General features: G+C 32.5%; 10 protein-coding genes. 3 read left to right on the top strand and 7 right to left on the bottom strand.

What is annotated here, in order from left to right:
* Positions 1-7: 7 nt before the first annotated feature.
* From AWE51_RS22735 to AWE51_RS22760, 7 genes are all read right to left on the bottom strand, one after another.
* Positions 8-1,984 (bottom strand): glycoside hydrolase family 127 protein, encoded by a 1,977-nt coding sequence (locus AWE51_RS22735; RefSeq protein WP_066318647.1) that lies wholly within the window; start codon positions 1,982-1,984, stop codon positions 8-10.
* A gap of 178 nt (positions 1,985-2,162) precedes the next feature.
* Positions 2,163-2,303 carry a hypothetical protein gene (locus AWE51_RS26720; protein WP_157766202.1) on the bottom strand — a complete coding sequence of 47 codons (141 nt, stop codon included), beginning with the start codon at positions 2,301-2,303 and terminating at the stop codon, positions 2,163-2,165.
* Between the two features lie 195 nt (positions 2,304-2,498).
* Entirely contained in the window at positions 2,499-3,917 is a 1,419-nt protein-coding gene (locus AWE51_RS22740) for a sulfatase-like hydrolase/transferase (protein ID WP_066318648.1), read from the bottom strand.
* Between the two features lie 684 nt (positions 3,918-4,601).
* Complete coding sequence (locus AWE51_RS22745; protein ID WP_066318650.1) at positions 4,602-6,320, bottom strand: RagB/SusD family nutrient uptake outer membrane protein; 1,719 nt, start codon at positions 6,318-6,320, stop codon at positions 4,602-4,604.
* Positions 6,321-6,342: 22 nt separating this feature from the next.
* A complete protein-coding gene (locus tag AWE51_RS22750; RefSeq protein ID WP_082832572.1) occupies positions 6,343-9,537 on the bottom strand; it encodes a SusC/RagA family TonB-linked outer membrane protein in 3,195 nt (1,064 codons plus the stop codon).
* A gap of 168 nt (positions 9,538-9,705) precedes the next feature.
* Positions 9,706-10,572, bottom strand: coding sequence for an AraC family transcriptional regulator (locus AWE51_RS22755; RefSeq protein ID WP_066318652.1), 867 nt, complete (start codon positions 10,570-10,572; stop codon positions 9,706-9,708).
* A 157-nt stretch (positions 10,573-10,729) separates the two neighbouring features.
* On the bottom strand, positions 10,730-11,377 hold the full coding sequence (locus AWE51_RS22760; RefSeq protein ID WP_066318654.1) for a bifunctional 4-hydroxy-2-oxoglutarate aldolase/2-dehydro-3-deoxy-phosphogluconate aldolase: 648 nt from the start codon (positions 11,375-11,377) through the stop codon (positions 10,730-10,732).
* 307 nt (positions 11,378-11,684) lie between these two features.
* On the opposite strand from AWE51_RS22760, the gene AWE51_RS22765 reads away from it, so the two are divergent.
* The 3 genes from AWE51_RS22765 to AWE51_RS22775 all read left to right on the top strand — a co-directional run bounded on the left by AWE51_RS22765 (position 11,685) and on the right by AWE51_RS22775 (position 16,682).
* On the top strand, positions 11,685-12,719 hold the full coding sequence (locus tag AWE51_RS22765; RefSeq protein WP_066318657.1) for a family 16 glycosylhydrolase: 1,035 nt from the start codon (positions 11,685-11,687) through the stop codon (positions 12,717-12,719).
* Positions 12,720-12,734: 15 nt separating this feature from the next.
* Positions 12,735-13,088 (top strand): hypothetical protein, encoded by a 354-nt coding sequence (locus tag AWE51_RS22770; protein ID WP_066318659.1) that lies wholly within the window; start codon positions 12,735-12,737, stop codon positions 13,086-13,088.
* Positions 13,089-13,550: 462 nt separating this feature from the next.
* A complete protein-coding gene (locus tag AWE51_RS22775; RefSeq protein ID WP_082832573.1) occupies positions 13,551-16,682 on the top strand; it encodes a SusC/RagA family TonB-linked outer membrane protein in 3,132 nt (1,043 codons plus the stop codon).
* Positions 16,683-16,686: the final 4 nt, after the last annotated feature.

The raw sequence follows: 16,686 nt of genomic DNA on the forward strand, positions 1-16,686 counted from the left end.
TTTTAAATTAATTCCAAATTACAGGAACAAATACTGTCATTTCTGCTTGCCCTCTATTGCTCCAAGCAAAATATGGTACAAGCTGTGTTTTATAAGACTTAAATTTTGGTCTTGAAATCGTTTGATACATCTCATCATTTCTATCTTCTCTTAACGATAATTCAGTTTCTATAACTGTAACACCTTCAAGAAAATCGGGTTTATGTATTGCTTCCAACGGCGCATCTCCTTTTATATAAGCATTTAAAATTGATGTATTTTCTGGTAAGTCCGGCGTTTCTAAGCAGTAAACAATTGGGCCTCTCTTTATAGCAATTTGATTTCTGGTTTCTTCAATTCTATTATGACCTTCTAATCGTTTTATTTCCATTGGCATATCTAAAGTAATTGTATCACCGACTTTCCATTTTCTCCTGATAGTTGCAAAAGTTCCGGGATTTACATTAACGTTTGTATCTTCTCCATTTACTTTTAAAGTGCTACCAACTGCCCATTTTGGAATTCTAACTTGGATATTAAAAGCATCACTTTTACATGCATCAATCGTTATTTTAACAAGTCCTTTCCAAGGATACTCTGTGTCCTGAGATAATTTTAACACAGAACCGTCTAGCATAGTTGTGTTTAAATTATTCCCTCCGAATAGTACTACCGCTACACCATTCTCTGATAAATTATATGCCCATCCTGAAGTTTTGCATATGGTACGCACTAAATTTGGTGGACAACAAAAACACTCTAAATAAGGTTCTCTTTTTGGGCTTTCTGTTGCATTTTCATTTGCTCCATAATCTCTAGAGTTATTGACCATACGTAATGGGTTAGAATAGAAATAATCTTTCCCTTCTAAACTAATTCCCGATAATCCACTATTGTACAATACTAATTCTATAATATCTGCATATCTTGATTCTGCATGAATCCCCATCATTCTGCTACTAAACATGGCATTGCAAAGGTTTGCACAAGTTTCATTATAAGCTGTCATGTTTGGCATCATGTATGCATCTATAAAACCTTCTTCTATCATATCTAAATTGGTAGATGCTCCGTAATGCGCTTGACCAACGGCGCCTGTAACGTACATTTTTTTATCTGTTATATTTCCCCATAACTTGTCCAAAGCTTCAATTAAAGCTTTTTCACCTGTTTCAGCATATACATCTGCAGCACCTGCATAATAATATAATGCCAACACTGCATGACCAACTGCTTCATCAGATTCTCGAAGAGGTGTTCTCTCTTGAACCATATCCCCTATTGGATAACCTATGGTTGTAGAATCATGTTTAATTTCAAAAGTTCCTCTTCTATTGATAAACTTTTCGGCTAGCTTTAAATATTTTTTGTCATTTATTGTTCTGTATAACTCAACCAGTCCCATAATTTGAGTTTGATTAAAACCAAAACGTTGGTAATGTTTTGTATCAGGCATGAAATAGGTGTATAATAAATCAGCTTGCTTGATTGCTATGTCTAAAAAATTACGTTTACCTGTTATGCGATAGTGTACAGAACCTGCAATAAATAAATGTCCGAAATTATACATTTCGTGATACTTTCTATTCTCGAATCGGTCTGCACCTTCTGTAATTTGTATATGTGTATGAATATAGCCATCCTCTTCCTGAGCTTTACCAATCATTTCAATATACTCATCTAATTCTTTTAGAATAGATTTATTTTTGGTAGTGCCATAGATATACATTTTAGCTTCCATAAACTTAAAGAAATCGCCATCATGCCAATAAAACCCCTTGTGAACCCCTTCTTTTTCACCAGCAGCAATTTTAAAATTGTTAAGTCCATGGCCTATATCACCGCATAATAAATCACCCATATATGGTAACATACGTTCTTGAGCAGCATTTACTTTTTCAGACCAAAATCCTGAATTCCATTTACAATCTCCAAAATTGATACTTTTCAATTTTACGTAAGGACTTTTGGAAGTATTTGTTATTGCTTTATTATGTGTACTCATGTAATGTATTCGTTTTAAAAATAATTTTAAATTAATTTTCTTAATTGTTCTTTAATAGAAATGTCATCTATAAAAATTTTTGGTAAATCTACTTTTCTTATTTCTATGGCGAAAGCATCACTTTCATTAGAAAATTCATAGTCCGGTTTCCATGCGGTTCTTAATTTTATTTACCATCTTAAGGTCTAACATCGTGAGGTACAAATTGTGAAGATGTACGACCTTTCTGTATATAACAATCTCCATTATTACCTTCCACAAACCATTTATCTATATCTATTTCTTCATCATTAAAATTATCACTTAATTCTGTATTCAAAACTCACCTCCCTTTGTTGGTGTGATCTAAAAAAGGTATTACTTTACCTTCTTGTTTTACATTTTCTTTTCCTATTAATTGGTTTTGTGCTTTGCAATCGGTATATATATAACTACAAAAAATATTACTGGGAATAGAAAATTTCTAACCGTGATTTGTTATGACTAATTCAAAATTTATATCTCCTGTTAGAACTTAATTTTTATAATACTTTTCCATCTCCTTTTTCACCAATTCTGGAGTCCTATAACGATCCATTCTGTCAATATCATATTTTTCAAATTTTTGTTGGAGCATCCAGAGTGGTCGTTCTTGAGTTAATTCCCATTCAAAGAGTTTTTTGAACATTGTTTTAAGGCGTTTAGGGTATTTTGCAGCTAAATTATTTTCTTCAGTTACATCGGTGGATACATCGTAAAGCTCCGCCGGTCTGTCTGCAAAGCGAATTAATTTCCAATCATTATGTCTATAAACGGCGCGCGCTTCTTTTTTCCAATATAAATCTTCGTGTGGTCTTTCTTTATTTAATCCATTTACAAAAGGTATTAAATCAACACCATCTATGTCTTTTAAATCTTCTGTATTTCCACCAGCCGCAACATAAAATGTAGGTAATAAATCAAAAGTACTCACAGGGTAGTTATAAGTTTTACCTGCTTTTAATTTTTTAGGCCATTTAATTAAAAAAGGCACTCGTAAACCTCCTTCTAAATGGTTTGATTTGGTACCGCTTAATGGTAAATTCAATGAAGCGTTTTTATCTGTTGGACCACCATTATCATTAGAAAACACGATAATAGTATTTTCTTCTAAACCTAATTCCTTAACCTTATCCAGCACCTTACCGCAAGCTCTATCGAGTGCTAACGTCATTGCAGCTACTTCTTTTCGTTTGCCTTTTAGATTAGGAAATTGTTTTAAATCTTCTTCAGTAGCATCCATTGGTGTATGAACTGCATTAAAGGCTAAATAAATAAAAAACGGATTGTTTTTATTTCTCTCAATAAATGAAACGGCTTCAGAAGCAAATACGTCTGTGACATAACCTTTTGGTTCTTCAAAATCTTCAAAATTTCGCTCCATTTTATTATCATGGTGTATACCTTTGAAATTATCATATCCAAAATAACTTCGTGCACCGCCTCTAAATCCATAAAATTCATCAAAACCTCTTTTTAACGGATGAAAACGATCTGCATTACCTAAATGCCATTTACCATAAACTGCACTTTTATACCCCAATTTTCTTAGATAATCTGCTATTGTTTTTTGGTCTAATGGCAAACCCATATCATCTCCTAAAAACTTTGAGTTTTTACTCATGTAATTTGGTACATTGATTTCCTGATAACCAAAACGTTGTTGGTATTTACCAGTAATTAAACCTGCTCTAGATGGACCACAAGTAGCATCAGTTACATAACCTTGTGCAAACTTTACACCTTGCTTTGCAAGTTTGTCAAGGTTTGGCGTCTTCATGATCTTACTTCCTTGAAATCCAAAATCTCCATAACCAGCATCATCTGCAAATAAAAATATAATATTAGGTTGATTCTGTGCTCTAATAATTCCTGACAACAAGACAATTAAAAAAAATATTTGTGTTTTCTTCATATATAATTTATTCTAGGAGTAAAAATACTTGGTAAATAAAAACTATAATCTACAAAAGTTACCATTTAATAACACATATTTACCTTTGTCAAATGCGAACAAGAAAACAAACATATGTCATCAGTAATTTTGATTAGATATTTATGACAACCTACAGAAAAGGGATAAATTTCTTGCAATTTACTTAACCATTTTATGGTGAAGAGTCTTTTAAGATCCTAAGAAATCGCACTGATTCACAATAGTTGTTTTCCAAAATAGGATAAAATGAAGAAAAATTATATCTAAATTAGAATTTTGTTAGAAGCCTACTTGTTTTAAGCACATTTTTGTTAACGCAAAAAAAACTCGAAAAGACATGTTTTTTTTCCAAAACGCATGCTATTTATTCTTTAGATTTACTGGAATCTAAAGCAAGCTCTTGTAGACAAAAAAACACCAAGATAAAATATATCTGGTGTTCTTATTCCGTTACAAATGAATCGTATCATACTTTAAATTCACAAGAAACAGCATGGTTTTTATCTAATGAAATTTTCTTGCTTTGTAACAAGAAAACTTCAATAAATAAGGCTAATCGACAATAATTATTAGGCGCACTACTTTATTACTTTTTCTTAACTTGCAAAAATCAAAATGCTTTCAACAAATTAACTCAAATCAAAAAATAGAGCTATCAAAATTTTAATATCCATCATTTTGCAATAAGGAAGGTGCCTTTAACACTTCATTATTAGGGATAGGTAAATAATATTGTTTATTAAACCAAGGTCTAGTAACTATAGTTTCTTCAATATAACTTAAATTACCAGAAGCATCTTTCTCCCATCTCAAACCTTTAATATCAAAACCTAAATTTTCAGTATTCATCCATCTTCTTTCATCCCAAAAATTATGTCCTTCAAAAGCTAATTCAATTCTTCTTTCTCTTTTAATAGCTTCCAGAAGATCTGGTCCGCTAGCAGTAATTAATGGTTGAAGTGCTCGACTTGATACTTTATTCAAGAAGTCCCTTGCCTGTCCTTCTTGTCCGAGCATATATTGAGCTTCTGCATAGTTTAGATAAATTTCTGCTAAACGATATAGAATATACGGCCTTCCAGCTGTAGTTTCATTAATAGCTGATAAATCTTCATTATGAAATTTTCTAATATTATATCCAGTTTTTGAGGAGTGTAAATCATTCCCAGGGCTACCAACAGTAGATCCTTCAGGAGAATCTAAACCATGTAATGTTGGGTCTGAAGGACATAAGGCATAATCGACTTGACGGCCTCTAAATTCAGATCCTTGAAAATTCAAAACTGCATAATACCTCATTTCTCTATTATCATTAGGGTTTGCAGCATCGTAACTTACTCCATCTGTAGTGGTCCCATCTGCCATATTGAATTCTAAAGCAAAATTATGCGTTGGCGAAGAAATCCCCCAACCACCATAACCTGAAGGTGATTGTGTTTGATCTATCAATGAATTAGCATCTAATCCGAAATCATACAAATCACTACCATAAGGTCTTGCAAATATAATATCGTCATTTACCGACAAAAATAAATTTCGATACGCTTGCGCATCAGAGACAGCAATTAAATCTCTAGCACCAACAATATCTATTACCTCCTGAGCAGCATCTACAGCATCCTTCCATTTGGACGCTTTTGGATAATCATACATTGGTCCACTTGGTTCTGTAGAAGGATCATGTAATGTACTTGCCGCAAAAAGCAATGTTCTACTTTTTACAGCCAAAGCTGCTAATTTAGTTGCTCTACCGAACTCTCCAGCTGGTCTAGTTTCAGGTAATACAGCTGCTGCTTCGTCTAATTCTCTTACTATAAAATCTACACATTCTTCATAAGAATTTCTTTCAACATCAAAATCAGAATTTAATCCAAACGCTGTGGTAAAAATAGGAACACCTCCAAACATCTTTATCATTTTGGTGTAAATATTGGCTCTTAAAAACTTCATTTCTGCTTTTAAGGAATTTACTTTATCAGGGTTCACTGCCATGGCCTGGCTATCATCTACATTATCCAAAAACTGATTAATCTCGTTAACAAAACGAAAGTTATCTCTCCATTTGTTTCTAAAGTCTCCTTCATTTTGAGCTGTCCAGCCATTACCCCGTAAACGTAGTCTGTCTAAATTTTTAAAATTAAATTTGGCCTCAAAAGAACCTGCTTCAATATTATATCTTCTTGACCACCAGACTGACTTATTAAGCGCCCAACCTTCAGTACTGTTATAAGCAGAGAAAACCACTTTTTCTAAAAGATCAGGATCATTGTATACAGAATTCTCTGAATAAGCTCCTAAATTTTCTGTTTCTAAAACGTCTTCACAACTTGTTATTGACAGAACTCCAACAACAAGTAAGAACATTTTCTTAATCTGTTTCATAATTTCTATTTTTTTTATGTTCTTAAAAAGTAAAATTCATACCAAACGTATACGTCTTTAACGATGGGTATGTAGAGTCTCTAAAATTGTTATATCCAGATGCTTCTGGGTCTAGACCTAATTTTTGTATATCTGAAAACATCGTTAACAAATTGAAACCTCTAGCAAAAAGCTTTATATCTGCAAACGTTGTTTTCTCTTTTGATAATGTATAACCAATTTCCAACTCTTTTAATCTTAAAAAAGAGGCATCATGATACCACAAATCTGCGTATACGGAGTTATTATTATCCTGAGGCCCACTATATTGGTCATTTAAACCAAATGCTCTTGGATATCTTGCTCCTCTGTTATTAGGTGTCCACCTGTCTGTAAAGACATGTTCTGGTTTAGAACCTATCTGATCAAAATAAACCAAGGCTTTTGCTTTTGCTTGCCCTTGTAATAAGAAGTTTAAATTAACATTTTTATAATTTACTCCACCAGTAATACCATATTGAATTTCTGGGATATTAGAAGTGTTTATTCTAATCCAATCTCGGTTATCTATAACTCCATCGTTATTCACATCTTGATAAAATGGCTCACCCTCTACCGTATCTTCAATTGTTGCTGCAGCGTTATCTACTTGTGTTTGATTCGCAAAAATACCATTAGTAGGTGCAACAACATAAGACCCTATCCTAAAACCTGTAACATCCTGTCTTTCTGGTAGGTTTTCTGGCTGCGGCAAAAAGACTACCTCATTTTGAGCTTGTGTAAGATTAAAACCTAAATTGTATGAGACTTCACCAACTGTATCTGCCCATCCTAATGTAATCTCTACACCTTCGCTGTCAACTCTTCCCAAATTTTCATCAGGCAATACTACACCTGTAAAGTCTGGTACAGCATTAGCGTTTGGAACTAAAATGTCCGATCTTACTTGCTTATAAAAATTAACTTCACCAGATAATCTACTATCGAACATTGAAAATACTAGAGCAATGTTGCTCATTTTTGCGGTCTCCCAAGTAACATTTGGATTTGGAGCAACTCCTGTTCTAAAACCATTAAAAACAGCTCCAGATTCTCCGAAAACGTAATAATTAGGTCTTGGAGCATTAGGATTATTGTTTCCGAAGGTAAATTGAGAAAGGAATTGAAAAGGAGTAATTCTATCATTCCCCATCACAGAATAAGATCCTTTAATGTTTAATGCATTTAACCAAGAAACATTTTCCATAAATTTTTCATTCCCTAAAGCCCAATTACCGCCTACACTATAGAAAGTACCAAATCGTTGACCTGAACCAAACCTGCTAGAACCATCTCTTCTAATTGTTAAATCCATGAAATATCTTTTATCATAATCATAAGAAAGGGTTCCAAAATAACTTAAAAGCGCCAATTCAGATCCGTTACCACCATTTATAGCTGTTTCTGGATCACCTGCAAACAAAAAGGGTAATTGATCTGTTGGTAAATTATTGGCTTGTGCAAAAAATGTACTTGTCTCTGTTGTTATTTGCTCAAAAGCTACTAGTCCACTTACAGAATGAGCACTTCCAAATGTACGCTTATAGCGCAAAGAAGCATTAAGCAAAGTTTCATCAAACTCAAAAGAAGTCTCTCTTAGAATATTAACCGATCCTTGTTGAGAGAAACCAGTATTTGCTTCTAACTCATTTGTTGTTTGATTCAATACATAGTAAGTCCATGGGTTATAAAAATCTTTCGACGAAGTCAAAATTCTTCTTAGCCCTGCATAAGCATTAAGACTTAAACCTTCTGTTAAACGATCTAGTTTCCAGTCAATAGCTAATCTTCCTCTAAGGTCATTTGTTTTGTCATCGTTAAACCCTGCTGTTCTACTGGACATTATTAATGGATTTGCTCCATTCTCTCCACCTCTAGCTGGTAATCCATTTGGAAATACAGCAAGTTCTGTAGGAAAGTTTGTATAAATATGCTTATAAATAAAATCTACAGGAACTCCTGGTGCTCTATTTTTTGCGAATCTACCAGATAAATCTACACTAAATTTTAGATCATCAGTAATATTTATATCTATATTTGACCTAATTTGATTTTGCTTAAAATCAGTATCTCCAGAATCAAATAAGCCTTCTCTTTGCAAGTTATCTAAACTCACAAAATAGTTTGCCTTTTCTGTACCTCCCGAAAGAGAAATTGAATTTCTAGATTCTGGAGCCGTACTGGCAAAAGTCGCATCAAACCAATTGGTATTTGGAAAATTTACTGGATCTGAACCAGATGCAAAATTATCTATATCTGATTGCGAAAAAGGTAATGCATTCCCAAATCTATCAGCTATTTCATTCTCATAAATCGCATATTGTGCTGAACTCGTTAAATCTGGTTTAGATGAGAAAGTAGAAACACTATAAGAAGTAGAAGCATTAATTCTAAGCTTACCTGATTTACCTCTTTTTGAAGTCACCAATATAACTCCGTTTGCAGCTCTATTTCCATAAACCGCTGCCGCACCATCTTTTAAAACACTAACATTTTCAATATCTTGGGGGGATAATTGGTTAAAGGTACCTATTCCAGCGGGGATACCATCTATCAAAATCAAAGGCGCATTATTATTTAATGTTGCTTGTCCTCTAATCAATAAGGTTACATCATTATTAGAACCTGGTAAACCACCTCTATCAGAAACTATTAGACCTGTTACTCTACCGGCTAACGATTTAGCTACTTCTCTATTCGAAGTGTTTTCTATATCTTCTGCCTTTAATGTACTTATAGATCCTGTCACTTCACCTCTTTTTTTACTGCCATACCCGACAACTATTATTTCATCAAGCAATCCAGCATCTTCTTCTAAAGTGACATTAATTGTGTCTTTATTTTCAACAACTATTTCTTGAGTAGCATAACCGATGTAAGAAAATATTAATACCGCATTATTATCCCGTATGTTAAGACTGTATTTTCCATCAAAATCAGTCTGTGTTCCTACGGATGTTCCTTTTACTAAAATATTAACACCTGGTATCGGACCATTAGTTCCTGATACAGTTCCTGATACAATAAAATCTTGTAATCCTTCATTATGGTTATATTCCCCAACAGTATCAGACTCAAAAGCAAAGTTGATAAAACAGCAAAACAAAGTAAGAAATAGTGTTACTATTTTCACTTTTGGTTTTGGTATTTTAACTCTAAGTTGTGTTGTTTTTTCCCTAAAAAAATGTGTTTTCTTCATAAAAAGTGAGTTATTTTATTGATTGTGTTATCAAGTTTTTAGAATAATTCCTGAATTAGAATAAACACTTGACAATTTTTTAATAAAATAACTGGATAATTCACACAAAAGGGTTAATTAAATTATCATTTAATAACTCAATTTTACCTAAAAATATTTTCTTATTTGTTAAATTGATAATCGATAGTCTTTGGGAGTGGTTCCCATTATCTGCTTAAACTGTTTATTAAAATTAGTTATAGAATTATATCCTACGGCATAACAAACGGTAGATACAGAGACATTCTCCTGAACAAGCATTCTGGAGGCATTACGTATACGAACTTCATTTAAAAATTGAGTAAATGACTTGTTTGTCATTTTTTTAAAAAATCTACAGAACGAATTTGTAGTCATACAAGCAACTTCGGCAACATCGTTTAAAGTAATTTCTATAGCATAATTATCTGAAATATACTTTATAACTCTATCTATCCTATGAGAGTGTTTTTTGGTAAACTGTCTCATATCCGTAGAGGAAAGGAATATTCTTTTTTCAGTCTTAGAGAGTCTATAAAGAATATTTAACAACTGAATACTTTGTTCGAGACGAGATAAATTTGGTAATTCAATTAATTTTTCACGCAATTCTAAACTTACATCTTCTCCAAAACTAATACCATATTTTGATTCTTTAAGTAGCTTATCAATCTCAGAAAACTCTGGATTACTAAAAGTATCTTCGCCTAAAAAATCTTTGGTAAATTTTGTTACAATTGTTTTTACTTTTTTAACCCCTTTATTTTCTTCGTCATTATAATAAGCCATATCGTTTCTCCACAAATGAGGAAGATAAGACCCAACCAATACCAAATCACCCGAATTAAAAGGCGAAACATTATCTCCAACAAAGCGTATTCCAAAACTGCTTGAGATATACAAAAGCTCAAATTCAGGATGATAATGCCAAACAGAATCTAAACAGGGATCATGTTTTTCAATTACATTAAGACGTTTATCCTTTAAGGTATCGTTATTTTTTATTACAAGTTTCACAGTTTTCAAATATAAAAAAAATAAATTTGATAATTATTTAACAAGTAATTGACACAATATCAATAAAAGACCTCTATGTAATTATTTTAAGTAAAATAAAAGAAGCCAACAAAATAGCATTATCCGATTAACAATTATTTATATTTATTGATGGATTTTAATTCGCTACAAACGGGTTGGTTTTATTTTTTATTTTTTTAAAATGATTTAAAAGCCCTTCAAAATCATTAGAATTAATCAAGTCTTTATTAAAAAGTGAACTTCCCATACCCACACCTACAGCACCAGCTTCAAAGAATGTTTCTATATTACTTTCATTAACACCCCCCGTAGGCATTAATTTAATAGTATCTAAAGGCGCCAAAACGTCCTTAATATATTGTACTCCTAATTTGGTGGCTGGGAATACCTTTACACTTGAAGCTCCTAAAGTCCATGCCTTATATATTTCAGAAGGGGTATAAGCTCCTGGAAAAATTGGAATGTTTTTAGCTACACAGCACTCTATTACTTTTGCATCAATGATTGGTGTAACTATAAATTGAGATCCTGCATCTAATGCATTATTCAAATCGTTCATTGTACAAACTGTACCTGCTCCAATATTCAAGTTGGGAAAATCTCTTCTGAGTTTTTTGATTATATCAGAAGCATTCGGAGTATTCATTGTAATCTCCATTGTAAAAAGCTCTGCACAAAGGTATACTTCAGCTATTTTTTCAACAATATCTATGGGCAACCCTCGCACAATACCAACTATTGGGGCTTTATCATAAAGTTCCCAAGAAAAAGACGAATTCATCATATTATATCAAAATCTATTATTTTAAAATATTAATTATCATTATTCAAATAGTATAAATGATACACTTATATACTCAAAAAGTAACAAATATCATTTTACACATTAAACCAACTGATACAAAAAACATGAATATCGTTAAATAAAAAGAGGTGATTTTTATCTCATAATCGCATTATATTACCTTTTAAAATATCGATTTATTAACAAAAAGGTAATCTGAACCTACTAAATGATAATTTTTGACAACACCTTTATGTATTTAATCTTGAAATTTGTCCTTAATACAACACCTTTTCTATTCAATTGAATGAACAAAATAATTACTTTTTATCCTTATTTTATTCTTTTTAGTTTTGGACTACTATTATCGTGTGCTAATCAAAAAAATCCCATCCCTCTAGATTCATTTACAGATAAAAACAAAATAGTTGTTTTCCCTGTATCGGACCCTAAAAATATAGGAAGGTGGAAATTAAATCAGGAAATTAGTGATGAGTTCGAGTCATCAGTGATGGATGAGAATAAATGGTATATAGTTGGGAAATTTAAAAACGGTAAGCCATTTTATAAACACCCAGATAAGCCAAATAAGAAAGTTTGGAAAGGTAGAGCTCCATCTCAATTTTCCGGCAGAAACTATAGATTAAGTAATGGAAAGCTAATCCTTGAAACACGATGGGAACCAGACTTCCCTTTTAGCGATGAAATAAAAAAACCCGTTTTTGGTGACCCACTGCCCTATCAAAACATAACTACTGCCTGCATTATTGGAAGAAGAGAATTTAAATATGGTTATATAGAAATAAAAAGTAAAGCTGCTGATGCACCCATTTCTAGCGCATTTTGGTCTATGGGAGAAAAATTAGAATTTGATTTTTTTGAGCTATATGGTGGCACAAACAAACCTGACAAAATACACCTCGACAGTCAATTATGGTGGTCTATAAGAGATTGGAAGAAACCTATAACTGGTAAACCCACTTATACAGAACGAAAAGATGTTGGATTTAGAGTTGCAGATGACTTTCATGTCTGGGGAATAGAATGGGATGAAAAAGGTATTAAGTATTATATAGACGGGAAACTTTTTTCCGAAGTAATCTCGGATGAAGTAACCAAATGGGCTAAAGAAAATAGAAAGAAGGTTAAGTTACCAGAAGATTACAATGGCTATGTTGCAACAAAACCAATTAGCTTATGGCTTGATCAAGAAACATTTCCATGGCATGATATCCCTAAAACTAAAGAGGAACTAGAAGCTAAAAGTCCCGATAATGAAAAGGAAGATGGTATCGTTGATTTTGAAATTGAATACATTAGAGTCTGGCAGAAAACCAATTAGTTAACATTAAAATTTATGACAAAAATATTTATCATTTTATTCTTATTTGTAGCCTCTACAGCGTATTATGGACAAGGAAAACGTCACGAAAAACAAAATGCCTATTATGTTGAAGAAGCGACAAAAGAATTTAACTTAGATGAAGAACAACAGACAAAACTATCTAATTTTAGAATGGATATGGTCAACACTTACATAACTAGTACTACTTCATTTAAAGCTGGTAATATATCCCAAGAAGAACTAAAAAATGTCACTAAAAAAGCCAGTGAAACTTTCCACAATAAATTATCTAAATTGACCGGAAAAACTCATAAAGAAATGCAAACTTGGTTAAAGAGTATGAGAGAGAAATTAAAGAAAACATAGTTTAAACTTATCTGGAATACATCTTGAATTAACAAGAAACCCCAATTCATTCAATTGTATTTTTTTAACAACCAAGTACTTAAATATTTCGAATCATTAATTTTTTTATCAAGTTTTTTAAAAACTATTAAAAATTAACAACTAATAAGTTAATATTGTGCAGGTTCAAGTTAATATTAACTTAATTGTTTTCACCATCTACGCATACATTTGAAGCTAAAGTATTCTTTATCGTATAAATAAAAACAGTTTTTCCACAAAAATGAATTAACCATTAAGGTTTTCACCTTAGCAAACGAAAAACAAATTAGTTTTAGGGAACTAAACTCAATACTAAACAAATTGATATTTCTCTGTTTTCAGAAGGGATGTATCTTTTGATAAAAAGAACAAATAATCAAATTTTAATAAAAAGTAACAAAAATTTAATGATGGGGAATAACAAAAATAAATTTTAACTAAATGAAACACATAAACCAAATACATAAAATGCAAAACTTAAAGTTTTCATTACTTCTGTTTTTCACAATACTTTGTAGTTTTTCGATTTTTTCACAAACTATTAATGTAAATGGAACTGTCACTGGGGAAGATGATGGTTTACCTATACCAGGAGTAAATATTTTAATTAAAGATACGTCTACAGGAGCATTCACGAATTTTGATGGTAATTTTGAAATCGAAGCCAATATAGGAGATGTACTAATTTTTACTTATTTAGGGTTGAAATCTCAATCTATTGTAGTGAAAAACTCAATAACAAACGTTATTATGGAGTTAGAAGCTAATAGCTTAGAAGAAATTGTAGTGGTAGGGTATGGTACTCAATCAAAAAAAGAAGTTACAGGCGCTGTCTCTCAGGTAAAAGCTAAAGAAATTGAGAATATTATTACACCCGATATAAGTACGGCACTTAGAGGACAAGTTGCAGGACTAAATGTTACTTCTTCTAGTGGAGAACCTGGAGAAGGTTCTGGTATACTTATAAGAGGTGTTTCATCATTAACTGGTTCTAATGACCCACTTTTTGTAGTAGATGGAGTACCTCAATCAGGTGATCCGCAATTAAATCCAAATGAAATAGAAACAATTGATATCCTTAAAGATGCAGCTTCAGCATCAATCTATGGTGTGAGGGCATCTGGTGGTGTTATTTTAATCACTACTCGGAGAGGAAAACAGGGTAATACTAAAGTAGAATTTAATTATAGTAATGGTATTCAACAAATAACAAGAAGAGCCGCTTTACTGAATACCAATGAGCAAATTTTCTTTGATTTAAATGATCAGTCTCGTGGTACTCCTTTTTCACCAGCACGCTCAGATAGATTTAGTTTACTAAATGATAATGAACCTAGAGATTTAGTACAAAAAGATAATGCCCCTTTAAGAAGGGCCAACTTAAATATATCAGGTGGAAACGAAAATTCCAACTATAACTTTACCTTGGGGTATTTTGACCAAGAAGGTAATGTAATAAACTCCTCATTAAAGCGGTACAATCTAAGAGGTGGGTTTAGAATAAAAAAAAGCCGTTGGTCTTTTAACAATAGTTTTGGTTTTACTATAGACGATAGAGAACGACCTAATTTTAATTTATTACTTCTAGCTCAACGTGCTTTCCCATATTTAGAGCGTGTAGATTCTAATTCCAATAATATAACTGATGATAATGACGAACGTCTATCAAATATTAACCAACTTCTGGGTGCCCTGACAAGGATAAGAGAGTTAGGTCGCTTTAGATTCGATGCGAGTTCGGAGATAGGATATAAAATCAACACTAATTTAACATTTAAAATGCTTACAAGTGGTGTTGTTACTAATGAGTTTGAAACTCAAACGCAACCACCTTTTCAAACTTTTGATCAAGCTGGAAACCCACAGCAAACTGAATTTGACAATTTTGTATATGAATCTAGAAGTAGACGAATATTAATAAACTGGAATAGTAGTTTAAATTTTGTTAAAGACTTTGGCAGTCATAGAATAGAAGCGCTTGCCTTATTCTCTGTAGAACAAGATAACTTTACTTCTATAGGAACGTTTGCTCAAGGTCTTTTATTTGACAATCCTACAAATCTCTCTCAAGGTACAGTTGGTGCAGGTGCTGCGTCTAATGGTCTATTGCTAAGAGGAGCACCTTTCATAGATCCTGATTTTAGAGATCGCCGAATCGGTTCTATTGGTCGTATTCAATATAACTATGATGGTAAATATCTATTAAGTGCCAGTGGTAGATATGATGGTTCTAATAAGTTTGGACCTGGAAATCAATATGCATTTTTTCCTTCAGCGTCCGTAGGGTGGAATATTTCTGACGAAAACTTCTGGAAAAGCCTAAAACCTGTTGTAAATAATCTAAAACTTAGAGCAAGTTATGGTACCTCTGGTAACGATAGAATTCAATCCTATTCTTTTCAAAACGTATTGTTGGGTGGTTTCGATGCTGCATTTCAAGACTCGTCAGGTAGTAGCATTGTGTCACCAGGAGCTGCAGTTACAAGGTATGGCAATTCAAATTTAAAGTGGGAAACAAGTACACAAAGTAATTTTGGAATAGATGCAAACCTTTTTCAAAATGCACTTGAGTTAACTTTTGATTATTATACCGGAAATAAAAATGACTTACTGGTTAATTTACCTATAGCACCAAGCTTTGGAGGAATCACAGTCGGAGACCTTTTTGCAAATCAGCGTTTTACACCGTTCAATGTTGGTGACATGAAAAACAGTGGATTTGAAGCCTCAATACGTTACAGACCAAAAACTGGTCAAGTTAGATGGAACATCTTAGGTACTTTTACTGCCAATAAAAATAAAATCATACAATTAGATGGTGATATCAACCAACAATTGTTTAATACATTTCCTGTATTTAACGATGGTAGGTCTAATGTAATTGGTCTTCAAGTGGGTAGAGAAGCAGGAGCTTTTCTAGTTTTTCCAACAGACGGTTTACTAAAAACTCAATCCGAAGTAGATGCTTATAATGCACAATTCAATACAAATGCAGAAATTGGAGATTTAAGGTATGTTGACTCAGACGGTAATGGACAATTACGAAACAACGGTGATCGCATTTACGGGGGTAGTGGATTACCTGATTTTGAGGTTGGTTTAAACCTATCAGCTACATATAAAAATTGGTATTTCAATACTAATTGGTACGCATCTGTCGGTAATGAAGTCTATAATGCTACCAGAGCTAATGCCATTAATGATAGACGTTCTCAAGATTTACTTTACCAATTTATCCCAGGAGTAAATGAGAATACAAACATACCAACTTTTAGAGGACGTTCACCTCTACATCCAAATTTTAGACCAGATACTGATTTCTTTATTGAAGACGGTTCTTTTGTAAGATTAGCAAATGTAGTTGTCTCTTACAGGTTACCTACAAATGTTACTGATAAATTAGGTTTGGGAACGTTTAATATTTATGCTAATGCCCAAAACTTACTAACGCTAACAGAATACTCAGGTTTGGATCCAGAAGTAGGAGGCAATAATATTCAAAGAAGAGGATTAGATATCGGAGTAATTCCAATTACAGCAAGTTATAACTTAGGAGTAAGATTAAATTTTTAAAGAA

The organism is Aquimarina aggregata (assembly GCF_001632745.1).
GTDB classification, from domain to species: domain Bacteria; phylum Bacteroidota; class Bacteroidia; order Flavobacteriales; family Flavobacteriaceae; genus Aquimarina; species Aquimarina aggregata.

Coding starts and splice junctions, on each gene's coding strand:
- AWE51_RS22750 (WP_082832572.1), bottom strand. CDS start 9,537: ATGAAGAAAACACATTTTTTTAGGGAAAAAACAACACAACTTAGAGTT.
- AWE51_RS22745 (WP_066318650.1), bottom strand. CDS start 6,320: ATGAAACAGATTAAGAAAATGTTCTTACTTGTTGTTGGAGTTCTGTCA.
- AWE51_RS22770 (WP_066318659.1), top strand. CDS start 12,735: ATGACAAAAATATTTATCATTTTATTCTTATTTGTAGCCTCTACAGCG.
- AWE51_RS22735 (WP_066318647.1), bottom strand. CDS start 1,984: ATGAGTACACATAATAAAGCAATAACAAATACTTCCAAAAGTCCTTAC.
- AWE51_RS22760 (WP_066318654.1), bottom strand. CDS start 11,377: ATGATGAATTCGTCTTTTTCTTGGGAACTTTATGATAAAGCCCCAATA.
- AWE51_RS22765 (WP_066318657.1), top strand. CDS start 11,685: ATGAACAAAATAATTACTTTTTATCCTTATTTTATTCTTTTTAGTTTT.
- AWE51_RS22740 (WP_066318648.1), bottom strand. CDS start 3,917: ATGAAGAAAACACAAATATTTTTTTTAATTGTCTTGTTGTCAGGAATT.
- AWE51_RS22775 (WP_082832573.1), top strand. CDS start 13,551: ATGAAACACATAAACCAAATACATAAAATGCAAAACTTAAAGTTTTCA.